This is a genomic window from Ruegeria sp. AL11 (assembly GCF_056540865.1).
Genome location: NZ_JBQFXO010000001.1, coordinates 663,543 through 685,987 on the forward strand (window position 1 = coordinate 663,543; position 22,445 = coordinate 685,987).

General features: G+C 58.2%; 19 protein-coding genes. 10 read left to right on the plus strand and 9 right to left on the minus strand.

Annotated features, from left to right (window positions below; all coding sequences use genetic code 11):
* Window positions 1-50: 50 nt before the first annotated feature.
* Window positions 51-3,470 carry an indolepyruvate ferredoxin oxidoreductase family protein gene (locus ACR0IP_RS03345; protein WP_480523778.1) on the minus strand — a complete coding sequence of 1,140 codons (3,420 nt, stop codon included), beginning with the start codon at window positions 3,468-3,470 and terminating at the stop codon, window positions 51-53.
* A 169-nt stretch (window positions 3,471-3,639) separates the two neighbouring features.
* Between ACR0IP_RS03345 and ACR0IP_RS03350 the strand changes: the two genes are divergently transcribed.
* From ACR0IP_RS03350 to grxD, 5 genes are all read left to right on the plus strand, one after another.
* Window positions 3,640-4,548, plus strand: coding sequence for a LysR family transcriptional regulator (locus ACR0IP_RS03350; RefSeq protein ID WP_170373615.1), 909 nt, complete (start codon window positions 3,640-3,642; stop codon window positions 4,546-4,548).
* Between the two features lie 299 nt (window positions 4,549-4,847).
* Entirely contained in the window at window positions 4,848-7,109 is a 2,262-nt protein-coding gene (locus ACR0IP_RS03355) for a mechanosensitive ion channel family protein (RefSeq protein ID WP_170688601.1), read from the plus strand.
* Window positions 7,110-7,297: 188 nt separating this feature from the next.
* Window positions 7,298-9,457, plus strand: coding sequence for a phosphoribosylformylglycinamidine synthase subunit PurL (gene purL, locus ACR0IP_RS03360; protein WP_480523781.1), 2,160 nt, complete (start codon window positions 7,298-7,300; stop codon window positions 9,455-9,457).
* A 138-nt stretch (window positions 9,458-9,595) separates the two neighbouring features.
* Window positions 9,596-9,832, plus strand: coding sequence for a BolA/IbaG family iron-sulfur metabolism protein (locus ACR0IP_RS03365; protein ID WP_170373612.1), 237 nt, complete (start codon window positions 9,596-9,598; stop codon window positions 9,830-9,832).
* A 249-nt stretch (window positions 9,833-10,081) separates the two neighbouring features.
* Window positions 10,082-10,444, plus strand: coding sequence for a Grx4 family monothiol glutaredoxin (gene grxD / locus ACR0IP_RS03370; RefSeq protein WP_170467108.1), 363 nt, complete (start codon window positions 10,082-10,084; stop codon window positions 10,442-10,444).
* A gap of 7 nt (window positions 10,445-10,451) precedes the next feature.
* Here grxD and ACR0IP_RS03375 read toward each other — a convergent pair whose 3' ends face one another.
* From ACR0IP_RS03375 to ACR0IP_RS03385, 3 genes are read right to left on the minus strand one after another with little or no spacing between them, the layout of a single operon-like run.
* Window positions 10,452-10,799 (minus strand): MliC family protein, encoded by a 348-nt coding sequence (locus ACR0IP_RS03375; protein WP_480523783.1) that lies wholly within the window; start codon window positions 10,797-10,799, stop codon window positions 10,452-10,454.
* Complete coding sequence (locus ACR0IP_RS03380) at window positions 10,796-11,188, minus strand: cell division protein ZapA (protein WP_170638781.1); 393 nt, start codon at window positions 11,186-11,188, stop codon at window positions 10,796-10,798. Before ACR0IP_RS03380 ends, ACR0IP_RS03375 begins: the two co-directional genes overlap by 4 nt.
* Window positions 11,188-12,039, minus strand: coding sequence for a hypothetical protein (locus tag ACR0IP_RS03385; protein WP_480523786.1), 852 nt, complete (start codon window positions 12,037-12,039; stop codon window positions 11,188-11,190). The genes ACR0IP_RS03380 and ACR0IP_RS03385 overlap by 1 nt, the downstream gene beginning before the upstream one ends.
* Window positions 12,040-12,275: 236 nt before the next feature.
* Here ACR0IP_RS03385 and tkt point away from each other — a divergent pair, with 236 nt between their 5' ends.
* Entirely contained in the window at window positions 12,276-14,297 is a 2,022-nt protein-coding gene (tkt, locus tag ACR0IP_RS03390; RefSeq protein ID WP_480523788.1) for a transketolase, read from the plus strand.
* Between the two features lie 50 nt (window positions 14,298-14,347).
* On the opposite strand, the gene ACR0IP_RS03395 is transcribed toward tkt, so the two are convergent.
* Together ACR0IP_RS03395 and ACR0IP_RS03400 are read right to left on the minus strand one after the other, a co-directional pair.
* On the minus strand, window positions 14,348-15,148 hold the full coding sequence (locus tag ACR0IP_RS03395; RefSeq protein ID WP_480523790.1) for a thioesterase family protein: 801 nt from the start codon (window positions 15,146-15,148) through the stop codon (window positions 14,348-14,350).
* 77 nt (window positions 15,149-15,225) lie between these two features.
* Window positions 15,226-16,197 (minus strand): DUF808 domain-containing protein, encoded by a 972-nt coding sequence (locus ACR0IP_RS03400; protein WP_170373605.1) that lies wholly within the window; start codon window positions 16,195-16,197, stop codon window positions 15,226-15,228.
* Window positions 16,198-16,378: 181 nt separating this feature from the next.
* Here ACR0IP_RS03400 and gap (ACR0IP_RS03405) point away from each other — a divergent pair, with 181 nt between their 5' ends.
* The 3 genes from gap (ACR0IP_RS03405) (at window position 16,379) to gap (ACR0IP_RS03415) (ending at window position 18,682) form a co-directional block, all read left to right on the plus strand.
* Window positions 16,379-17,380: a type I glyceraldehyde-3-phosphate dehydrogenase gene (gene gap, locus ACR0IP_RS03405; RefSeq protein WP_170467120.1), complete on the plus strand. Its 1,002-nt coding sequence runs from the start codon at window positions 16,379-16,381 to the stop codon at window positions 17,378-17,380.
* 71 nt (window positions 17,381-17,451) lie between these two features.
* On the plus strand, window positions 17,452-17,595 hold the full coding sequence (locus ACR0IP_RS03410) for a hypothetical protein (RefSeq protein WP_170458101.1): 144 nt from the start codon (window positions 17,452-17,454) through the stop codon (window positions 17,593-17,595).
* Between the two features lie 82 nt (window positions 17,596-17,677).
* Window positions 17,678-18,682, plus strand: coding sequence for a type I glyceraldehyde-3-phosphate dehydrogenase (gene gap, locus ACR0IP_RS03415; protein ID WP_480523792.1), 1,005 nt, complete (start codon window positions 17,678-17,680; stop codon window positions 18,680-18,682).
* Here gap (ACR0IP_RS03415) and coaD read toward each other — a convergent pair.
* From coaD to ACR0IP_RS03430, 3 genes are all read right to left on the minus strand, one after another.
* On the minus strand, window positions 18,674-19,165 hold the full coding sequence (gene coaD / locus ACR0IP_RS03420; protein WP_170548987.1) for a pantetheine-phosphate adenylyltransferase: 492 nt from the start codon (window positions 19,163-19,165) through the stop codon (window positions 18,674-18,676). The genes gap (ACR0IP_RS03415) and coaD overlap by 9 nt on opposite strands.
* 176 nt (window positions 19,166-19,341) lie before the next feature.
* Window positions 19,342-19,779: a CBS domain-containing protein gene (locus ACR0IP_RS03425; RefSeq protein WP_480523794.1), complete on the minus strand. Its 438-nt coding sequence runs from the start codon at window positions 19,777-19,779 to the stop codon at window positions 19,342-19,344.
* A gap of 60 nt (window positions 19,780-19,839) precedes the next feature.
* Complete coding sequence (locus ACR0IP_RS03430) at window positions 19,840-20,742, minus strand: LysR family transcriptional regulator (protein ID WP_480523796.1); 903 nt, start codon at window positions 20,740-20,742, stop codon at window positions 19,840-19,842.
* Window positions 20,743-20,845: 103 nt separating this feature from the next.
* On the opposite strand from ACR0IP_RS03430, the gene ACR0IP_RS03435 reads away from it, so the two are divergent.
* A complete protein-coding gene (locus tag ACR0IP_RS03435; protein WP_170467131.1) occupies window positions 20,846-22,345 on the plus strand; it encodes a CoA-acylating methylmalonate-semialdehyde dehydrogenase in 1,500 nt (499 codons plus the stop codon).
* Window positions 22,346-22,445 lie beyond the last annotated feature (100 nt).

Sequence of the window (22,445 nt, forward strand, 5' to 3'; positions counted from 1 at the left end):
ATACGTTGAGCGGAGATTTTGCCTAGCGAAGGTGACAGGTTTGTGACGCCTCATTCCGCCGCAGCGCGCATCTCCGGTCCTCCGCTGCGGATCGTCGCCAGCAGCTCCTCGCGCCGTTTGGCAGCTTTGGCTTCGTTTTGCATTAAAACAGGGCCAAAACCGCGGATATCCAGTGGCAAACGGGCCAGTGCAACAATCGCCTCCTGCGTGTCTTCCGTTATCAGAGGCAGTACCTCTTTCATATCCTGTTCGTACTGTTTGATCAGCGCGCGCTCCATCCGTCTCTCTGCCGAGTAGCCGAAGATGTCCAAAGGTGTGCCACGCAAACTTTTCAACTTGGCCAACAGCTTAAGAGGCCCAAGCATCCATTCTCCAAAGGCACGCTTGCGCGGTCTGCCATTGCTGCCCTCCCCACCAAAAATCGGCGGGGCCAAATGGAAGGTCATGTTGAAATCGCCGTCGAACTCGGCAGCAGCCTTTTCCCGACTGGTGAGCAACAGGCGCGCGACTTCGTATTCATCTTTGTACGACAACAGCTTGTGATAGCCTTTTGCCACTGCCTCGCGCAGCGTTTCATCTGCAATACCGTCCACTAGCTTGCGGTAGCGTTTCGCCAATCGAGCCGACTGGTAGTTGGTCAGGTGCTGCGCTCGGAAGTCGATCATTTGGTCCAGGGTCTTCGGCAATTCCGAGACGGAAGGGGCCAGCATCGCCTCTACCTCCTCCGGGTGCAGAACCGCCCAGCGACCCACGTCAAAGGCCCGCTTGTTGCGCTCTACGGCGGTTCCGTTCAGCTCTATCGCGGTCATGATCGCCTCATGACTGACAGGCAGGGTACCGCGCTGCCATGCCGCGCCAAAAACCATCATGTTGGAGTAGATCGAATCGCCCATCACGATCTTGGCCAGATCGGTCGCATCGAACAGGCTCACCCCGTCTTTCAGCCGCGCTTTCAGCGCCAGCTCCAACTGGTCGCCCGGAATGCGGAATTCGGTATCGCGGGTAAAATCGCCGGTCACTGTGCTGTGGTTATTGACCACTGCGCCGGTCTGTCCGGCCCGTGTCAGACCCAGGGTTTTGGCCCCGGCAGAAACAACAAGGTCGCCGCCAATCAGCGCATGCGCTTCGCCGGTTGCGACGCGAATGGCGCTGATATCTTTTGGCTTGTTCGCCAAACGGCAATGGATGTGAACTGCGCCGCCTTTTTGGGCGAGGCCGGCCATCTCCATCATACCCGCGCCTTTGCCGTCAATCTGTGCCGCTTGCGCCAGAATCGCCCCGAGGGTCACGACGCCTGTGCCGCCAATCCCGGTGATAACCACGTTATGCGTGCCATTGATCTGCGGCAGATCGGGTATAGGAAGATCGGGCAAATCAAGCTGTTTGGTCGCCTCTTTCCGGATCTTTGCCCCTTCCAAAGTGACAAAGGACGGACAGAACCCGTTCAGGCACGAGAAATCCTTGTTGCAGCTGGATTGATCAATCGCGCGTTTACGGCCCAGTTCTGTCTCCTTGGGTACGATCGAGACGCAGTTTGACTGCACCCCGCAATCGCCGCAACCTTCGCAAATATCGGTATTGATGAAGACACGCTTGTCCGGGTCCGGAAACTCACCGCGCTTGCGGCGACGGCGTTTCTCAGCCGCGCAGGTCTGGACATAGACGATGACCGAGACGCCCTCGATCTCGCGGAAGCGGTCCTGCACCTTCATCAACTCGGCACGTTCAAAGCTTTCCACACCCGACGGCAGAGCGCTAAGGTTCACGTCTTCCTTCTCATCATAGACCAGCGCCAAATGCTGCACGCCCATGGCTTTGACCTCGGCGACAATCCTTTCAGCCGTCAGATCGCCTTCGTTCCCCTGCCCGCCGGTCATGGCAACCGCATCGTTGAACAGGATTTTGAAGGTGATGTTTGTGCCCGCCGAAAGCGCCGCCCGGATCGCTTGCACGCCCGAGTGGTTATACGTCCCGTCACCCAGGTTCTGGAACACATGTTTGGTGGTCGAGAACGGAGCCTCACCAATCCAGTTCGCACCCTCACCGCCCATCTGGGTGAAACCGGTCGTCTCACGGTCCATCCACTGCACCATGTAGTGGCATCCGATGCCTGCATAGGCGCGGCTGCCCTCGGGCACTTTGGTTGAGCTGTTATGGGGACAGCCCGAGCAGAAATAGGGCAAACGCGTCGCGATTTCTTGTGCGTTGTCAGCCCTTCGCGCCTCAGACAGTTTGGCGAGGCCTGCGCGGATGCCATCCGTTTCGCGCCCCTCTTCGATCAGGATGTCACCCAGCTTTTCGGCAATCATGATAGGGTCCAATGCGCCGCGTGTGGGGAACAACTCCTCACGATGCAGCGTTCCGGCGCCGCCTTTGTACCAGCCATAAACGCGGCGACCCCGGCGGTCGTCAAAAATTGCCTCTTTGACCTGCACCTCGATCAGCTTGCGTTTTTCTTCAACGATCACAATCAGGTCCAGTCCTTCAGCCCAATCATGGAACCCGGCCATATCCAGCGGGAACGTCTGCCCGATCTTGTAAGTCGTGATGCCCAGCCGTTCCGCCTCGGCCTCATCAATGTTCAGCAAAGACAGCGCGTGGGTCAGGTCCAGCCAGTTTTTACCCGCCGCAACAAAGCCGATCTTGGCCCCCAGCTTGCCCCAGACACGTTTGTCCAGCTTGTTGGCATGCGAGAACGTCTCAGCCGCGAAACGCTTGTAGTCGATCACGCGGGCCTCTTGCAGGTGCGGCGTATCGCCAAGACGGATGTTCAACCCACCTTCGGGCATGTCGAATTCGGGGATCACGACGCCCATCCGGTCGGGCCTGCCATCGACGACCGAGGTCACCTCGATCGTGTCCTTCATCGTTTTCAGACCAACCCAGACACCCGCGAACCGGCTGAGCGCAAAGCCGTAAATGCCGTAGTCCAGAATCTCTTGCACGCCTGCGGGGCTAACCACGGGCATATACATATCGACCAGAGACCACTCCGATTGGTGCAACACGGTTGAGCTTTCGCCGGTATGATCATCACCCATCGCCATCAGCACACCGCCGTGTTGCGCAGTTCCTGCCATATTGGCGTGACGCATCACATCGCCCGATCGGTCAACACCCGGCCCTTTGCCGTACCAAAGACCAAAGACGCCGTCATACCGGCCATCGCCGCGGAGGCCCGCCTGCTGGCTGCCCCAAAGCGCGGTTGCCGCCAGATCCTCGTTCAAGCCGTATTGAAAGGTCACATCGCTTTCGGTCAGATAGCGCTGGGCGCGCATCATCTGCTGATCCACCGCACCCAGAGGTGAGCCACGATAGCCCGTCACCAGCCCGGCGGTGTTTAGCCCCGCGTGTTGATCGCGGGCTTTTTGCATCAGCATCAAGCGAACAAGCGCCTGTGTTCCGTTCAACAGAATGGGTGATTTTTCAAGATCGAAGCGGTCGTTCAGCGTTATGTGTGGCTGACTCATCAGACGTCTCCCCTCGTCAGATCAGTGTGCTTTATATTCACGCATTTTAGGTCATAAATATTGACCTGTATAGTCACTATCCCCTGAATCCCAAGGATTTCATGGTTTGATTGTGGAACTTGTTACCTATTTCATATAGGGCTTCACGAGGATAACGAAAGTTGCGGCGATGGATTGGGACAAGCTTAGAATATTTCACGCGGTGGCCGATGCCGGCAGCCTGACCCATGCGGGGGACAGGCTCAATTTATCTCAATCCGCCGTGAGCCGTCAGATCCGCGCGCTGGAAGAATCACTCGATGCAACCTTGTTCCACCGCCACGCCCGCGGTCTGATTCTGACCGAACAGGGTGAATTGCTGTTTGATGCGACCTCGGCCATGTCCAAACGTCTGGACGCCGCCGCGGCGCGCATCCGCGACAGCGAAGAGGAAGTCTTCGGCGTCCTACGCGTAACCACCACATTCGGCTTCGGCACGCTATGGTTGGCTCCGCGTCTGCCCAAACTGTACGAGCAGTACCCCGATCTGAACATCGACCTGATGCTCGAGGAACGTGTTCTGGACCTGCCCATGCGTGAGGCCGATGTCGCCATACGCATGAAGGAGCCAAGCCAGGCCGATCTGATCCGCAAACGCCTGATGACCGTTCAGATGAAGCTATATGCCACACAGGAGTATCTTGAATCCCATGGCGGGATGCTGAAATCTCTGGAAGAGATCAAGGAACACCGCCTGATCAGCCAGACACCGTCGGCCCCGCAGGTGGGCGCAAGTGCGGCGATGGTGCGTCATCTGATGACCTTCAATCCGGGGTCCCTGCTGACAGTGAACAACTATTTCGGCGTTCTTCAGGGCGTGTTGCACAATTTGGGAATTGGCGTCCTGCCCGACTACGTGACGCAGGACTTCCCGCACCTCGTTCCGATCTTATCAGAAATCGAAAACGCGGACGTTCCCGTTTACCTCGCCTACCCGGAAGAATTGCGCCATTCCAAGCGGGTCGGAGCGTTCCGCGACTTCGTTCAGGACGAGATCATCGCGCAACGCAAACAGCTGAAAATGATGGGTAAACTCTAGCTATGCACTCGCAGCATAGCAGCAATGCTGAACGATCAGATTAAAACTTCTTGAACGTTCACAAACCGACCCCTAAATGAGCACTCGAAGGCGGTGATGCTGAAACGCTCATCATCTTCATACCTCCCTGTTGGACTATGGCCGAGCTTAGTGCTCGGCCTTTTTTTTGGCTTCTCCCAAATTCATTTTTTAGTTTTCCCCAAACTCACCGTCCAGAGCGATGAAATTTCTGGGAAAATCTCCGACACCTGCCTATGATCCGAAAAAACGTTTAAAAATTCGTGTTCGAGGACAGAACCATGATAAGCCCCCTCCGCCTTCTGGCGGCGATTTTTTCACTATTTTTATTGGTCGGACCCCTGCATGCCCAAGTTGCGGGCACGTCGACCTCCAGTGCGCCTGCCCCTGTTAGCATCCCCGAAGACCTAACGCCTGAGCAGGTTGACGACTTGGTTGCACGGATGTCGGATGATCAGGTCCGCTCAATCCTGTTGGAGCGTCTGGACGCGGTGGCAGAGAAAAACGCAGCCGCTGCAGAGGATCGCGAGGATCCGATTACCGAGTTGAATGAAGTCTGGAGCGAAATGGTCGCCTCGTGGACGCATGTCATAACGACCGTCCCCAATCTCTTCAGCGCGCAAGCCACCGCCATCAAGAATTTTGCAACCACCTTCACCTCATTCGGTGCTTTGGTTCTGATGGGGCTGGTTGCAAGTGTTCTGGTTGTGGGCTTCATCGCCGAAAAACTATTCGAGATTCTGACCCGCCGCTGGCATGTCCAGACCGAGGCCGAGGCCGAGGGCGATCTCTGGGGCGCTGCCCGGTATCTTTTCGGTCGTTTCTGTCGGGAAATCGCAGGGCTTGTGGTATTTTACGTGGTCATCCGCGCGGTTGGGCGTGGCCTGCTGACGCCCGAGCAAATCACCTATGCCGGGCCGTTTGTGTTCTACCTGATCTGGATACCACGGCTGGGTGCCGCCGCCTCACGCTTTGTGCTGGCACCGAACAAACCCCACTACCGTCTGGTAAATATCGACGATCACTGGGCCAAATACCTGCATCGCAACCTGATCGGGTTGCTGATCCTGATCGGTTTCACCCTGTTCCTGCTGCATTTCAACAGCCTAAACGGCATCACGGGTGATGATACGCGTATCGGCTTCTGGCTGAACGCAGGCATCCACATCTACATCGGCCTGATCGCATGGAATGCGCGTGAAGGTCTGTCGCAGATGATGTTGGGAACGGACCCGGACCACACCAAGTTCGACGAGGAAGTGGCACATTATTACCCCTACTTCGCCATTGCGGTCTCGGCTGCGACTTGGCTTCTGGTCGAGTTTCTGGTGGCGCAGCGTAACCCGGCATCGCTGGCTCTGCTGGTTCAGGGGGCGCATTTCACCACCATGTTCTGGCTGTTGATCGCCCCGGCGCTCGACACTCTTATCCGAGGACTTGTCCGTCATCTGCAACCTCCGATGCAGGGCGAAGGTTCGGTGGCCGAACGCGCCTATAAATCAACCAAGCGCAGCTACATCCGTATCGGTCGGGTTCTGGCCGGTATTCTGGTCATCCTGATGATCGCCAACGCATGGGATCTCGATCTGCAGGAAATCGCTGGTGGGGATGCGGATTCAGGTAGCAAACTGGTGCAGTTCTTCATCATCATCGCCGTTGGCTACATCCTCAATGAGGTCGTCTCGCTCTGGATCAACCGCCGACTGGCGAAAGAGATGACCGCCGCGCAAAGCCCGGACGAAGAAGCTGGCGAAGGCGGCGGTGCTGGTGGCTCGCGTCTGGCAACGGTTCTGCCGCTGCTGCGAGTAACGGCTCAGGTGGCGATTGCCGTGATCTTCGTTTTGCTGGCATTGGGCGCCCTTGGGCTCGACATCACGCCACTTCTGGCTGGTGCAGGTATCCTGGGTCTGGCCATCGGTTTCGGCGCGCAAAAGCTGGTATCCGACATCGTTGGCGGCATTTTCTTCCTGATCGATGATGCATTCCGCGTTGGTGAGTATGTCGATGTGGGAGGCACCACCGGGACAGTCGAGAAGATCTCGATCCGCTCCATGCAACTGCGTCACCATCGCGGGCCGGTGCACACCATTCCATATGGTGAGATTCAGAAACTGACCAATTACAGCCGCGACTGGGTCATCATGAAGCTAAAATTCACCGTGCCGTTCGACACCGATCCCAACAAGGTGAAGAAGATCTTTAAGAAGATCGGCGCCGAGATGATGGAGGACGAGACCCACAAGGATGGCTTCCTGCAGCCGTTCAAGTCTCAGGGTGTGTTCGACTTTGACGATGTCGGCATGATCATCCGGGGCAAGTTCATGGCCAAACCCGGCAAGCAGTTCACCCTGCGCAAAGAGATCTTCAACCGCGTCAAAGCCGCCTTCAAAGAAAACGGCATCGACTTCGCACGCCGCGAAGTGCGTGTCGCCATTCCCGGTCTGGATGATGCGGAACACCTGAGTGAAGACCAAAAAGCAGCCGTTGGCGCTGCCGCTGGTGCCGTCGCGCAGCAGGCGCAGCAACAGGACCAGCAGAAGTAAACTCATCCGGCACGCAGCTGTCTCTGTCGCGTGCCGGAACCCTATTTGTGGCTCTGTCCGATCCCCGCAATTTGCACCTTTGTCCGGTTTGCAACAGGACAGCGCGCGGAAAGTGCCTTTTCTCTTCCCCCCGGCGGTCCCTTCCCCTAAAAGGCGCCAAACATTGCCATCTCGGGGACCGAAACAGGATGCAAGAGCCAGCCATCACACCTGATCTGATTGCCGCCCACGGGTTGAAGCCCGAGGAATACGACATGATCCTCGAGATCATCGGGCGTGAGCCGACATTCACCGAGCTTGGCATTTTCTCGGCCATGTGGAACGAGCATTGCTCTTATAAATCCTCCAAGAAATGGCTGCGCACCCTGCCAACGTCTGGTCCTCAGGTCATTTGCGGACCGGGTGAGAACGCAGGCGTTGTTGATATCGGTGACGGGCAAGCAGTTGTTTTCAAGATGGAAAGCCACAACCACCCGTCTTACATCGAACCTTATCAGGGTGCGGCAACCGGCGTTGGCGGCATTCTGCGCGACGTCTTCACCATGGGCGCGCGCCCGATTGCCTCGATGAACGCCCTGTCCTTTGGTGAGCCCGGTCACCACAAGACCCGCCAACTGGTCAACGGCGTGGTCGAAGGCATCGGCGGCTATGGCAACTGCTTCGGTGTGCCCTGTGTCGGAGGTGAGGTTCGCTTCCACCCGGCCTATAACGGCAACTGCCTTGTGAATGCGTTCGCTGCAGGTTTGGCTGATAGCGACAAAATCTTCTACTCGGCGGCCTCTGGCGTCGGCATGCCCGTCGTTTACCTCGGTGCCAAAACCGGACGTGACGGCGTTGGTGGTGCGACCATGGCCTCGGCTGAGTTCGACGATACCATCGAAGAGAAACGCCCCACCGTTCAGGTCGGCGACCCCTTCACCGAAAAGCGCCTGATGGAGGCGACGCTGGAGCTGATGAAAACCGGAGCTGTAATCTCGATCCAAGACATGGGCGCGGCAGGCCTGACCTGCTCGGCCGTTGAGATGGGCGACAAGGGTGGTCTGGGTGTCCGTTTGGACCTCGAAAACGTCCCGCAGCGCGAAGAGAACATGACAGCTTATGAAATGATGCTTTCCGAGTCACAGGAACGCATGCTGATGGTTCTGAAGCCCGAGCTGGAGGCCGAAGCCCGCGCCGTATTCGAAAAGTGGGACCTTGACTTTGCCATCGTCGGCGAAACCATCGCCGAAGACCGTTTTCTGATCATGCACAATGGAGAGGTGAAGGCTGATCTGGTCCTGTCGAAGCTCTCCTCGACCGCGCCGGAATATGACCGCCCATGGGTCGCGACGCCTGAGGCTGAGGAACTAGCCGACGTCCCGCAGATAGACCCGATTGATGGTCTGCGCGCCCTGCTCTCTTCGCCCAACTATGCGGGCAAGCAGTGGGTGTATGAGCAGTATGACACCATGGTTATGGCCGACAGCGCCCGCACCCCGGGTCTGGGCGCCGGTATGGTCCGTGTTCACGGTACCGACAAGGTGCTGGCCTTTACCTCAGACGTGACGCCGCGCTATGTCCGCGCCAACCCGGTTGAAGGTGGTAAGCAAGCGGTGGCAGAGGCTTATCGCAACCTGACCGCTGTCGGGGCCAAACCGCTGGCCACAACCGACAACCTGAATTTCGGCAACCCTGAAAAGCCCGAGATCATGGGCCAGTTCGTTGGCGCGATTCAAGGCATCGGAGCCGCCGTTGGCGCGCTGGATGTGCCCATCGTGTCCGGCAACGTCTCACTTTACAACGAGACCGATGGTCAGGCGATCTTGCCGACCCCGACCATTGGCGCCGTTGGCCTGCTCGACCACACCGATGAGATTATCGGAAACGAGGTGCGTGAAGGTCACGTTGCCCTCGTGATCGGCGAAACCAAAGGCCACCTGGGCCAGTCCGCCCTTCTTGTCGAGGTGTTCAACCGCGAAGAAGGCGATGCGCCCCACGTGGATCTTGAGGCCGAGAAACGCAACGGCGACTTCATCCGCGCCAACCGCGAGATGATCAAGGCCTGTACCGACCTGAGCGACGGTGGCCTGGCGCTTGCAGCGTTTGAACTGGCCGAAGCAGCGGGCGTTGGCGTTCACCTCGACGATGCCTCGACCGAGGTACTGTTCGGCGAAGATCAAGCCCGCTATTTGGTCGCCTGCAACTTTGATCAGGCCGAGGCATTGATGATCGCAGCCGGTCAGGCTGGCGTTCCCCTGACCTCAGTCGGTCGCTTTACGGGCGAAACTGTAAAGATCGGCAGTTCCGAAGCCCCTCTGGCCGAATTGACTGAGGTTTTCCGCCAAAGCTTTGCAACCGCGGTCGCCTGATCACACTACTCTTTCTACAAACCAATAGTCCCGCGCCCTGATCGGTGCGGGATTTGCATATCTGAAAGACCTTCCACATCTTGCACGCGCCTTCCCATCGCTCTACATCTTGGGAAAGACCTTCAGGAGTAAGCCTAAATGCCGATGAGCGCCCACGAGATTGAAACCCTGCTGCGCGAGAGCTTTCCCAACGCGGAAATTCAGGTTGGCGGCAGCGATGGCGTTCACATGTCCGCCATGGTCGTGGACGAGAGCTTTCGCGGCAAGAACCGCGTCCAGCAACAGCGCGCTGTTTATGCGGCCTTGAAAGGCAAAATGGACGGCCCGGACGGTGACCTGCACGCGCTGGCGCTGACCACCAAAGTGCCGGAGTAGGATGGAACATGCGATTGTAATCTCAATTGCGGTTTCCGTCTTTGTTCTGCTCATCACTCTGTTGGCGCGGAACAAATCAAAGACTGAGCGCAAGACGAGGCGAGGATCGCCGCCGTGACAGAGAAAACACCAACTGCAGTCCTCCTATAAATCACATGACAGTACAATCAGCTCGGCAGAGCCCCATATCCCCAAGGATACGCAAGATTACGCCAAAGCTATGATGCCGAAGAGCAAAGGAAACGCGAAATGACCGACGTGAAGACCCAGATCGACGAAACCGTCAAAGCCAATGACGTGGTGCTGTATATGAAAGGCACCAAAGAGATGCCTCAGTGCGGTTTCTCATCCCGTGTGGCAGGTGTGCTGAACTACATGGGCGTGGACTATGCCGATGTGAATGTTCTGGCCGACGAAGCAGTCCGTCAAGGCATCAAGGACTATTCGGACTGGCCGACAGTGCCGCAGCTTTATGTCAAAGGTGAGTTTGTCGGTGGCTGCGATATCATCACCGAAATGACCCTGTCGGGCGAATTGGACACGTTGTTTGACGAAAATGATGTCGGCTACAACAAGGAAGCAGCCGACAAAATCCGTGAGGCCAACGCCTGACCCGGCCTTAACGGCTGGAGCAATCCTTAAAAATGACCTGCTCACTGGCGGCGTTTGTCGCCAGGAAGCTCACCGTGGCATTCCACCCTTTTGATCGCAGGATATAGGTTCCGTTCGTATCGACGGATTCGTACCGAATGCCCGAACCGCTCTCGACCTGTCGCATCGCGACCAGAGAATTGTCGACCATCGTCGCCGCGGCGCCCGAGCCGTCCGATGCGTTGAAATACGTCACTGGCAGCGGAATACCGTTCTCGCAGTTGAACGTCACCGTCAGTATGTCGATCTCAGCCATCGCCTTGGATGCAAACACAAGGGCCACGGCCCCACAGATCAAGCCGCATGCTCGTTTCATTTTGTTTTTTCCTCGATGTCTGATGCCAGGGCTTCGGCCCGTGCGGCCAATTCGGCCAGTGTATCCGTAACCGAAGGCGGCACGACAGCGACTTCGATCCGTTCGGGTTCAGGTGCCGGCGCGCTGCGTAGCGTTTGAAGCTCGGCCTCGGTTTCGGCCAGCTTCGCCTCAAGCGCTTTGACTTTGTCATCGGTCGCGGCTGTTTTATCCGCCAACATTAGACCGGCCATCAACAACATGCGGGATTCGGGCATACGCCCAATCTGATCCGAAAGCACCTGCGCTTCGTCATCCAGCATTTTCGCGGCGGCCTGCAGAAAACTTTCTTCCCCGTCCTGACAAGACACGTCAAACCCGCGCCCGCCGATATGAATGGTCACTTCGGGCATTACTCAACCTCACCTTCTGCCAGTTTCGCCTGCGATAGCAGAGGCTCAAGGCGAGCCAGAACAGCCCGTGCCTCGGCCGCATCGGTCGCTTGCGCCGCGCGCGTTGCTTCCAACTCCGCCACAGTCGCCTGATTCAACAGCTCCGCGTCCTGAACTCCCTCTTGCGCCGCAGCGCGCAGGGCATCAACCGAGTTGCGTAGTTGCTCATTCGCCTGCCGCATCCTCTGCAGATCGTCATCCAGACGTGACATGGCAGCCCCGTGGCTGGCGCGCTCGGCCCTCAACATCTCCAGCTCCGCGTTCAGCTCGGCCACCCTTTCGCTATCGGCCAATTCGGCCCGCAAACGACTATTTTCGGCCTCGATGTCTCCAGCCCGCAAAATAGCAGCCCTCATCTCTTCAATCTCGGCCCGCAGCGCGGCCGGGTCTTCGTGACCTTCCAGATCGGCCCGCAATTGCGCGTTTTCGGCTTTCAGAGCGTCAAGTTCTTCTGTGTTTTCCAGTGCCGCCTTCGCCTCAGCCAGTTCAGCGCGCGCAGCCTCGACCGCTGAAAGCTTGGTCGCAGCTTCGGCCAACTCAGCCCGCAGCGCGTCGACATCGGCCGTAGGCTCTGGAGCAGCACGCAGCGCCTCCATATCGGCGCGCATACCGTCAACCTCCTGCTCGTGGCGTTCCTTCAACGAAGTCAGGCGCTCTTGCAGCTGTGCGTTGGCAACACGTTCATCATCCAGCGCTGCTTGCAAGCCATGATCTGCATCGCCCGCTGGCGCGTTTTGCAGTGCGGTCACGCCTGTGCCAATACGCTCCATCGCGGCGAGAATGCGTTGCTGTAACTCTTCAATCTGGCTCATGCCCCTGTCACCTCTTAACCAAGGTTCATTCTGTTGCCGAACCGTCCGAATCAAGAATCGGTCCCGCTTGGCCCCAGTCTAACGGAATGTGACGGAAAATACCCACTGTTTGGTTTCAAAGGCTTGGACAGCTCTCTTCAACCGGTGCGACCTTGTTTCGCCCGGTTCTGCTTGCACTTTGAGGGCTGAATGCTATTGAGCGCGCAATCTGCTTCAAACCCAAAGGAACAACGCCCGTGGACCTGACTGCGCTGCGCAATGCAAACCCCGAACACTGGGACAAAGCTGCGGCCATCCGCACCCTGACCCTTGACGCCGTCGCTGCCGCCAATTCCGGCCATTCCGGTATGCCAATGGGCATGGCCGATGTTGCGACCGTCCTGTTCGAAAAGCACCTGAAATTCGACGCCTCGGCCCCGAACTGGCCCGACCGCGACCGGTTCATTTTGTCGGCGGGCCACGGCTCGATGCTGATCTATTCGCTGCTTTATCTCACCGGCCACGCGGATGTGACGCTGGACGAGATCAAGAGCTTCCGTCAACTGGGCGCGAAAACTGCGGGTCACCCGGAGAACTTCCTGGTCGACGGAATTGAAACAACAACTGGTCCTCTGGGTCAGGGCATCTCAAACGCTGTGGGCTTTGCCATGGCCGAGGAGATCCAGCGCGCGCATTACGGCAAGAAGATCGTTGATCACTACACCTACGTGATCGCCGGCGACGGCTGCCTGATGGAAGGCGTCAGCCAAGAAGCGATCACTCTGGCCGGCCGCCATGAGCTGGGCAAGCTGATCGTTTTCTGGGACGACAACAACATCACCATCGACGGCACAGTGGATATCGCCGACCGTACCGATCAGGTGCGCCGTTTCGCGGCCTCGGGCTGGCATGTGATCGAGATCGACGGCCATGATCCTCAGGCTATCGACGCGGCGATCACGCAGGCGAAAAAGTCGAAAAAGCCTTCGATGATTGCTTGCAAAAGCCACATCGCTCTGGGTCACGCCGCACAGGATACCTCGAAAGGTCACGGCGCGCTGACAGATCAGGAGCAGCTGAAAGCCGCCAAAGAAGGCTATGGCTGGCCGCATGACGCGTTCGAGATCCCTGCCAACGTGAAATCGGCTTGGGAAGCCATCGGAGCCCGTGGCGCCGCTGAACGAGCGGAATGGGAAGAGCGTTTTGCGCAAATCTCAGAGCGCAAACAGGCCGAGTTCAACCGCGCCTACGCGTTTGAAGCGCCAAAGAAGCTGGCCGGTGCGATCCGTTCGTTCAAGAAGCAGATGTCGGAAGACCAGCCCAAGCTGGCCACCCGCGCCTCGTCCGAAAAGGTTCTGAACGTTGTGAACCCGATCATGACCGAGACCGTGGGCGGCTCGGCTGACCTGACCGGTTCGAACAACACCAAATCGGCTGATATGGGTGTGTTCCTGCCGGAAAACCGCAAGGGTCGCTACATCCACTACGGTATCCGTGAGCACGGCATGGCCGCTGCGATGAACGGTATGGCGCTACACGGTGGCATCCGCCCCTATGGCGGTACCTTCATGGCCTTCACCGACTATGCCCGCCCGTCCATGCGTCTGGCCGCGCTGATGAAAATCCCGTCGGTCTTCGTGATGACCCATGACTCGATCGGTCTGGGCGAAGATGGTCCGACCCACCAGCCGGTCGAGCATCTGGCAATCAGCCGCGCGACGCCGAACACCTATGTGTTCCGCCCCGCCGACACCGTCGAGACCGCTGAAGCTTGGGAACTGGCGCTGACCTTCAAGGACAGCCCCTCGGTCCTGTCGCTGACCCGTCAGGGCGTGCCGACCGTGCGCAAGGATCATAAAGCCAAGAACCTGACCGCTCAGGGTGCTTACGTTCTGGCCGAAGCCGAGAGCAAGCGTCAGGCGATCCTGATCGCCACGGGCTCTGAGGTTTCGCTGGCGATGGAAGCCAAAGCGATGCTTGAAGCCGAAGGCATCGGCACCCGTGTCGTCTCCATGCCATGTATGGAGCTGTTCGCTGAACAAGATGAAGCCTACCGCAAGCGCGTGCTGCCTGCCGGTGCTGTCCGCGTCGGAATCGAGGCCGCCGTGCGCGCCGGTGGTTGGGATCGCTGGCTGCTGGGTGAGCGTGGACGTGAAGCCAAGGCTGGCTTCATCGGCATGTCGAGCTTTGGTGCCTCTGCTCCGGCTGGTGAGCTTTACAAGCATTTCGGCATTACCGTCGAGGCCACCGTTGCCAAGGTCAAAGAACTTCTGGGCTAAAACAGCCCGCGACAAATTGAAAAGCCCCGGTCAACGCCGGGGCATTTTTCCTAGACAAAGATGATCACAGACTGCATTCCATCCACGATCAAATCGCCTTCTGTGTTCCAAACGCGCATGACCTGCGAACTATAGCCGTCGCGGCCTGCGGTCAGTTGATGCTCCAGTAAAAACCAACCGTCGCGTGTTTGAATATCCTCGGACAACACGTTGAAAATCCAGTTCATTGATGAATTTGGCCCTGGTTTCTTTAGCGTCGGGTAGATAGCTGGCGGTGCCAGGTCAGCAATTGCAATCAACCCCTCCGTCTTATTCCACATCCGAGGATCGTTATGACGGGCCCAAAGGCGAAGATACCCGCGATCTGCCCCCATGAAAGGCAATTCACCCTCGACCTTTCTGACGTCAAAGTTTGTAAGGAAAGGTATCGGCGGTCGCGGCAAATCTGGAGAGAAATAATACTCCGTCATCTCGGGCGCATCTGCGGGCTTCGCCGGGCAATCGAACGCGACATGGCTGTCTTGCGCGCGGCCAAAGGAAAATGTCGCTTGCGCCGCAACACTGCCACCGATTTCGGCAAGAGCGTGGATGGTCTTCACATTGCGCCCCTCGCGCAAGATTTCCGTTTTGACTAGCGGCGGATCACTGATCGGCGCCGTGAAATTTACCAGAGCTGATCTGAGGGGCGGTAAATCTTTGTGCCGATTGTAAACCGTTGACAGCATTAGGGCCGACGAAAACCCACCGAATGTTGTGCGGCCTTGCTTCCAGTTCTGCGGCACCGAGTAGCAGAGGCAATCGCCTTGCGCCTCAGCGGCGCTGAGGACATCGAACAGGGATGGCTCGGACATGGGAATTCCACTTAGCTATTGGCATGTCGAGGATAATCTGACCGCGGACGGAGGCCAGCAGGACCTAACGTCACCGCCTAGTGTTCTTTGGATGAACCTGAAAACGCCCCCATCACGGGCCCGATGACTTTGGTTGCCAGGGGGATCAAGACCATCCCCCAGGCCAGACCAAAGATGCCGTCCATGGTCGCCTTGGCGATCCACTCCGCCGCGGCCTCCCACTGTGCCGAGACCGAATGACCAACCGCATAAGCCCAGTCATGGATATGATGCCCCAGCCAGCCAAAGCCCAGAACCTCCATCCCGTGGATGACGATTGATCCGCCCACCCACAGCATGGCCGCCGTTCCGACGATCGAAAGGGTTTTCATCACCGTGGGCATGGCCTTGACCAATCCGCGCCCCAACCCTCGGCCCACCGGCGTCGGAGCGTTTCCGGCCAGATACAACCCGACATCGTCCATTTTCACGATCAAGGCGACCGAGCCATAAACGGCCACAGTTACCCCAAGCCCGACAACGGCCAGAGTCGCCGCTTGCATCCACACATTCGGGGCCTCAATCGCGGCCAGCGCAATGGTCATGATCTCAGCCGACAGGATGAAATCCGTCTTGATTGCGCCCTTGACCTTCTGTTCTTCAAGATGGCCCGGATCACGCACATCCATGTCCTTTTCGATGGCGTGGCTACCATGCGGGAACAGAACATGGAAAATTTTCTCGGCCCCTTCAAAACACAGATATGACCCACCCAGCATCAGCAAAGGTGTGATCAGCCACGGCGCAAAATTCGCAAGCAACAAGGCGACCGGCAGAAGCAGAATGAGTTTGTTGAAAACCGACCCACGGGCAATGCGCCAAATGATCGGCAACTCACGCGCGGGCGCGAAGCCCTGTACGTATTTCGGCGTAACCGCAGCGTCGTCGATAATCACCCCGGCCGTTTTGGCCCCTGCCTTGCCAGCAGCCGCCACGACATCATCCACCGAGGCCGCAGCCACCTTGGCGATCCCCGCCACATCATCCAAAAGGGCCAACAGTCCGCTCATCGCGTGTCCTTTCCTGTCACCTGCCGCAAACGGAACCTACCCGATCCAACAGCTAGCGCAAGCGTTAGCGCAATCTGCCGAGGTTTGCGCTAACACCTTAAAAATATGCCGTTTTTGCCCTTTTGAGTTTCCGGTTTCAAGGCTATATGGCCTCAAACGCAAGCGCATTTGGAGACGTCACATGACCATCAAGGTCGGTATCAATGGTTTTGGCCGCATTGGCCGCTGTACCCTGTCGCACATTGCCGCCTCGGGCCGCAACGACATCGAAGTGATCAAAGTCAACGCCACCGGCCCGCTCGAAACATCGGCGCATCTGCTGAAATATGACAGCATTCACGGCCGTTTCCCGCGCGAAGTATCGATTGAAGGCGACACCATGGATCTGGGCCGAGGCCCGATGCAGATGTTCTCGACCTACGACATGAACGAGCTGGATTGGGAAGGCTGCGATGTCGTCCTGGAATGTACCGGCAAGTTCAACGACGGCACCAAGGCAAAAACCCACTTGGATCGCGGCGCGCGAAAGGTTCTGCTGTCGGCCCCCGGCAAGAATGTCGACAAGACCATCGTGTTCGGCGTGAACCACAACACCCTGACCGCGAATGACAACATGGTCTCGAACGGCTCCTGCACCACCAACTGCCTTGCTCCGCTTGCCAAGGTTCTGGACGAAGGTGTTGGGATCGAACACGGTATCATGACCACCATCCACGCCTATACCGGCGACCAGCCGACACTGGACCGTCGCCACAGCGACCTTTACCGCGCTCGCGCGGCGGCGATGTCGATGATCCCGACCTCGACCGGTGCAGCTGCTGCCTTGGGCGAGGTTCTGCCCAATTTGAAAGGCCGTCTGGACGGCTCGGCGATCCGCGTCCCTACCCCGAACGTCTCAGCTGTAGACCTGAGCTTCCGCGCTTCGCGCGATGTGACCGTCGAAGAGGTCAACGCAATCGTTGAAGAGGCCGCAAAAGGCCCGATGCAGCGCGTCCTGGGCTATGAGCCCGCGCCGCTGGTCTCGACCGATTTCAACCATACCGAGGAAAGCTCGATCTTTGCTCCTGACCAGACCCGCGTGGTCGACAACCGCATGGTCCGCGTTTTGGCGTGGTATGACAACGAATGGGGCTTCTCGGTTCGTATGGCCGATGTCGCCGTTGCCATGGGGCGCCTTAACTGATTTCCCCATGATCGCTTGAACAGCTTCGCCCGCTCAGGTTATCTGAGCGGGCGTTTTTGTTCGGGGCCCTCATGACAAATCAAATCGCCATCTGGCTGGCGCTGCTGATCCTTGGCGCAATCATGCTGGACTATGCCCTGTTTGGGACCGAGCATTTTCTGTTCCTCGGCAAGAAACTTTACGACTTTCTCGACTGGCTCGCCTTCTGGCGCTGAGCAAGGTTTTACTTGACTTTCTCGTCGATCTCGCTTTGTTAGCGCTAACTCATTTCGAGCAGAGACTCTGACGGAGCAGGACATGACACTTAAACTGGCCATTAACGGATTTGGACGTATCGGGCGCGGAGTTTTGCGTGCGGTTATGGAGTCGGGAAGGACCGACGTAGAAATCGTTGCGATCAACGATCTGGCCAAGCCGGAAATGAACGCCCACATGTTCGAATTCGACAGTGTTCATGGCCGCTACTCCAAGCCCGTCACACTGTCCGAGGCCGGCCTCGACGTCGGCGCGGGTCCGATCCGTCTGACCAGCGAACGCGATCCCGAAGCGTTGGACTGGTCGGATGTCGATGTCGTGCTGGAATGCACCGGCGTATTCCGGACCCGAGAAGCGGCTGTGCGTCACCTGAAGAACGGCTCCAAGAAAGTCCTGATCTCGGCCCCGGCCCGTGGAGACGGCGGCGTCAAGACAATCGTGTTTGGCGTGAACGATTCCGAACTGACCGCCGACGACACGATCGTGTCGAATGCCTCATGCACAACCAACTGCCTGTCGCCTGTTGCTGCGGCGCTGGATGCCGGATTGGGGATCGTGCACGGCAACATGACCACCGTTCACGCCTATACCGCAAGCCAGCCGGTGCACGACACCGCAGGCAAAGACCCCTACCTGTCGCGCGCGGCAGCTCTGTCGATGATCCCGACAACCACCGGTGCTGCCGCAGCTGTTGGGCTGGTTCTACCGCAGCTGGCGGGCAAGCTGACCGGTCAGGCGATCCGCGTGCCAACCCCGAATGTCTCGGTGGTTGACCTTGTGGCCGAGGTTTCGCGCCCGACGACCGAGGACGAGGTCAACGCCATGTTTGTTGAGGCCGCTGCCAAAATCCCTGGCGTGCTGGCCGCAGAAAACCGTCCGCTGATCTCGATTGATTTCAACCACGATGCCCATAGCTCGACCGTGTCGCTGGCGGAGACTAAGGTCACGGATGGCACGCTGGTCCGCGTTCTGGCGTGGTATGACAACGAATGGGGCTTCTCGAACCGGATGCTGGACACAGCCGCCGCGATGGGCGCGTTATCCTAACCGCTCTTTAAGGGCCACATTCACGCGGGGCGTGACGAATTTCGACACGTCCCCGCCTAAACGCGCGATCTCTTTCACCAGTTTCGAAGCAATGGCCTGATGCCGCGCTTCGGCCATCAGGAACACGGTCTCGATGGAATCGTCCAGAGCCCGGTTCATGCCAACCATCTGGAATTCATACTCAAAATCCGCAACAGCCCGCAGCCCGCGCACGATGACCTGTGCCCCCACATCCCGCGCGCAGTCGATCAGCAGGTTCTCGAACGGATGCGCCACGATCTGGGTCCCGGTCTGTTCTGACAAATGCGCGCATTCCGCCTCGATCATGGCAACGCGTTCTTCCAGTGAAAACAAAGGCCCCTTGTCGCGGTTGATGGCCACGCCGATCACCAGTTTATCCACCAGCGCCGAGGCGCGACGGATGATGTCGATATGCCCCAAAGTTATCGGGTCAAAAGTTCCGGGATAAAGGCCAACCCGCATCACGCTCTCCTGCGTTCAAAAAACTCGGCGACAGCAAACACAATCATGCTGCAGGTGCAAGAGGGCGTTATGCCCTGCCCCCGTATAGCTTTGCGTTTGATGTGAATCGAAATATGCTGCCTCTCCCTGCGTACGAACGCGCATTTCGATGGGTTTTCGATGAGACGCAAAGCGCTTTAATGCCCCATGATCATGCCCTGCAGGGCGTCTTTTTCCATTGCTAGCTCGGTCAGTTGCGCCTTGACCACGTCCCCAAGGGTGACGATGCCGACAAGCTTGCCATCCTCGACAATCGGCATGTGGCGGAACCGGCCTTCGGTCATGCGTGCCAGAATATCTTCGACCGATTCCTGTCGTGTCGCAGTGATCAGGTCCTTGGTCATATAGCTATCGACCGATTGGTTCAGGCAGCCGCTGCCGCTGGCCGCCAGCTCTCGGACGATGTCGCGTTCGGACAGGATACCGACGGCCGTGCTGCCTCCGTCCTCTGAGACAACAACTGTACCGATGCGTCTTTCCGCCAGTATCTTCGCCGCCTCGGACACAGTCGCGGCTGGAGCGACGGTCACCACCTCATCGGTGGCTTTGGATGTCAGAATGGCTTGAACGAGCATAAAAAAACCTCCGGCAATAACGTACTGTTTTCCAAAGCGTTGCCGGAATGGTCATGTGTGTCAAGTTCCGGCTTCCGCCTCAAGCCGTGCAACTTCGTCGCGAATCCCACGGGTCAATGCCTGCGCAAAGCGGTTGAGGCGTTCGTTTCGCTGATCGCCTTGATGCCGAACCAGATGAAAGCTGCGGGTCAGACTGACCTGATCGGTCAACAACCTGCGCAGGTTCGGATGAAACGGAAGCGTGAAGTCATGCGCAACGCAGATCCCCGCGCCAAGCGCCGCCTGACGTAGCTGAACCGGTACAGAGTTCGACGCTAGCGCCACCCGGTCGATCCCCAGATCGTTGAGGTAGTCCAACTCACGATCAAAAATCATATCCGGAATATAGCCAATCAAACGGTGGGCTTTGAGATCCTCGACCGTCTGGATCGGGGTGTGTCGGTCCAGATAATCCTGCGCCGCAACCAGATGCAGTTTGTAATCGCTGACCTTTTGAACCAGCAGCTTGCCTGCGGTTGGAGCACTAACGGTGACAGCCATATCCGCCTCACGCCGCGACAGGTTGATGATCCTGGGCAGCGCTAGGATCTGAATATCCAAATCTGGATTGGCATCGCTGATCTTCGCGCAGACCTGAGGCAACAGGTAGTTCGCCGAACCATCCGGAGCGCCGATCCGAATCTGACCACTCAGCGACTCGGTCGACCCAACAACTGCGCCAGCGGCAGCGCGCATCGCCTCCTCGGCTTGCAGGCCGTGATCCAACAGGCGTTCCCCGGCGGTTGTCAGAATGTATCCTTGTTGCGACTTGGTGAACAGCTGTGCGTCCAGGCTGCCCTCTAACCGGGCGATCCTTCGGCCAACCGTAGCGGGGTCGATCTTGAGGATCCGCCCCGCTGACGACAGGCTTTCCTCACGCGCGACGGCAAGAAAAACGCGCATATCATCCCAATTTGGCGTCATACCGTCCCTCTTGCATTTTTGCAAAGCTCTTTTGAGACATTGCCTCTGTTCAGGTTATTTCTGCAAGCCTATTCTGCGCGCAAACATATCGGAGGAGTTTGCAATGCAAGATCTGACTCATTTCATCAATGGCGAGAACGTGGCCGGAACTTCAGGCCGGTTCGATGACGTTTTCAACCCGGCAACGGGTGAAGTTCAGTACAAATGCCCAATGGCCAGCGCGGCCGAAACCACCGCCGCGATCGAGGCGGCCGCGGCCGCGCAACCCGCGTGGGGCGCGACCAACCCGCAGAAGCGCGCGCGCGTCATGATGGCCATGGTCGGCCTGATGAACCGCGACATGGACAAACTGGCCGAAGCGCTGAGCCGCGAGCACGGTAAGACTATCCCCGACGCTAAGGGCGACCTGCAGCGTGGTCTTGAGGTGATCGAATACTGCATCGGCGCACCGCAAATGCTGAAAGGTGAGTTCACCGACAGCGCAGGTCCGGGTATCGACATGTACTCGATGCGCCAGCCTTTGGGTGTTGTCGGTTCGATCATGCCGTTCAACTTCCCGGCAATGATGCCTCTTTGGCACGTTGGTCCGGCGCTGGCCTGCGGCAACGCCGTGGTTCTGAAGCCGTCCGAGCGTGACCCCTCAGTTCCGCTGATGCTTGCCGAGCTGTTCATTGAGGCCGGTCTGCCCAAGGGCGTCTTCCAGGTCGTCAATGGCGACAAAGAGGCCGTGGACACAATCCTCGACAGCGAAATCATTCAGGGCGTCAGCTTTGTCGGCTCGACCCCGATCGCGCAATACATCTACAGCCGCGCAACGGCCAACGGCAAACGCGCGCAGTGCTTTGGTGGTGCCAAGAACCACATGATCGTCATGCCGGACGCGGATCTGGACCAAGCCGCAGACGCGCTGGTCGGTGCGGGCTTCGGTGCGGCGGGCGAACGCTGCATGGCCATCTCGGTTGCCGTTCCTGTGGGCGAAGAAACAGCGGACCGTCTGATCGAGAAGCTGATCCCGCGCGTCGAAAAGCTGAAAGTCGGCCCCTACACGGCCGGAGACGACGTCGATATGGGCCCCGTTGTGACCGGAGCTGCAAAAGAGCGCATCCTCGGCCTGATCAACTCGGGCGTTGAGCAAGGCGCGAAGCTGGTCGTCGACAACCGCGATTTCAGCTTGCAGGGCTATGAGGACGGTTTCTTTGTCGGCCCGCACCTGTTCGACCACGTGACGCCTGACATGGATATCTACAAGCAGGAAATCTTCGGCCCGGTCCTGTCGACAGTTCGCGCGGGCTCCTACGAAGAGGCCATCGGTCTGGCAATGGACCACGAATACGGCAACGGCACAGCGATCTTCACGCGCGATGGTGACACTGCACGCGACTTCGCGAGCCGGATCAACATCGGCATGGTCGGCATCAACGTCCCGATCCCGGTTCCGCTGGCCTACCACACCTTTGGTGGCTGGAAAAAATCCATGTTCGGTGACCTGAACCAGCACGGCCCGGACAGCTTCAAGTTCTACACCCGCACCAAGACTGTCACGGCCCGCTGGCCGTCGGGCATCAAGGAAGGTGGCGAGTTCAACTTCAAAGCGATGGACTGATCCAAAGCCAATTCTGTTCAAACCCGGCCGCCCTGGCCGGGTTTTTCATTGGCAGGGTTTCGCCAGAACCCCCCGAAACCCGGATTCTCACGATAAATTC

Excerpts from the sequence above, each read along its gene's own strand:
- ACR0IP_RS03345 (WP_480523778.1), bottom strand. The coding sequence starts at position 3,470 with ATGAGTCAGCCACACATAACGCTGAACGACCGCTTCGATCTTGAAAAA.
- ACR0IP_RS03350 (WP_170373615.1), top strand. The coding sequence starts at position 3,640 with ATGGATTGGGACAAGCTTAGAATATTTCACGCGGTGGCCGATGCCGGC.
- ACR0IP_RS03355 (WP_170688601.1), top strand. The coding sequence starts at position 4,848 with ATGATAAGCCCCCTCCGCCTTCTGGCGGCGATTTTTTCACTATTTTTA.
- purL (WP_480523781.1), top strand. The coding sequence starts at position 7,298 with ATGCAAGAGCCAGCCATCACACCTGATCTGATTGCCGCCCACGGGTTG.
- ACR0IP_RS03365 (WP_170373612.1), top strand. The coding sequence starts at position 9,596 with ATGCCGATGAGCGCCCACGAGATTGAAACCCTGCTGCGCGAGAGCTTT.
- grxD (WP_170467108.1), top strand. The coding sequence starts at position 10,082 with ATGACCGACGTGAAGACCCAGATCGACGAAACCGTCAAAGCCAATGAC.
- ACR0IP_RS03375 (WP_480523783.1), bottom strand. The coding sequence starts at position 10,799 with ATGAAACGAGCATGCGGCTTGATCTGTGGGGCCGTGGCCCTTGTGTTT.
- ACR0IP_RS03380 (WP_170638781.1), bottom strand. The coding sequence starts at position 11,188 with ATGCCCGAAGTGACCATTCATATCGGCGGGCGCGGGTTTGACGTGTCT.
- ACR0IP_RS03385 (WP_480523786.1), bottom strand. The coding sequence starts at position 12,039 with ATGAGCCAGATTGAAGAGTTACAGCAACGCATTCTCGCCGCGATGGAG.
- ACR0IP_RS03395 (WP_480523790.1), bottom strand. The coding sequence starts at position 15,148 with ATGTCCGAGCCATCCCTGTTCGATGTCCTCAGCGCCGCTGAGGCGCAA.
- ACR0IP_RS03400 (WP_170373605.1), bottom strand. The coding sequence starts at position 16,197 with ATGAGCGGACTGTTGGCCCTTTTGGATGATGTGGCGGGGATCGCCAAG.
- gap (WP_170467120.1), top strand. The coding sequence starts at position 16,379 with ATGACCATCAAGGTCGGTATCAATGGTTTTGGCCGCATTGGCCGCTGT.
- ACR0IP_RS03410 (WP_170458101.1), top strand. The coding sequence starts at position 17,452 with ATGACAAATCAAATCGCCATCTGGCTGGCGCTGCTGATCCTTGGCGCA.
- gap (WP_480523792.1), top strand. The coding sequence starts at position 17,678 with ATGACACTTAAACTGGCCATTAACGGATTTGGACGTATCGGGCGCGGA.
- coaD (WP_170548987.1), bottom strand. The coding sequence starts at position 19,165 with ATGCGGGTTGGCCTTTATCCCGGAACTTTTGACCCGATAACTTTGGGG.
- ACR0IP_RS03425 (WP_480523794.1), bottom strand. The coding sequence starts at position 19,779 with ATGCTCGTTCAAGCCATTCTGACATCCAAAGCCACCGATGAGGTGGTG.
- ACR0IP_RS03430 (WP_480523796.1), bottom strand. The coding sequence starts at position 20,742 with ATGACGCCAAATTGGGATGATATGCGCGTTTTTCTTGCCGTCGCGCGT.
- ACR0IP_RS03435 (WP_170467131.1), top strand. The coding sequence starts at position 20,846 with ATGCAAGATCTGACTCATTTCATCAATGGCGAGAACGTGGCCGGAACT.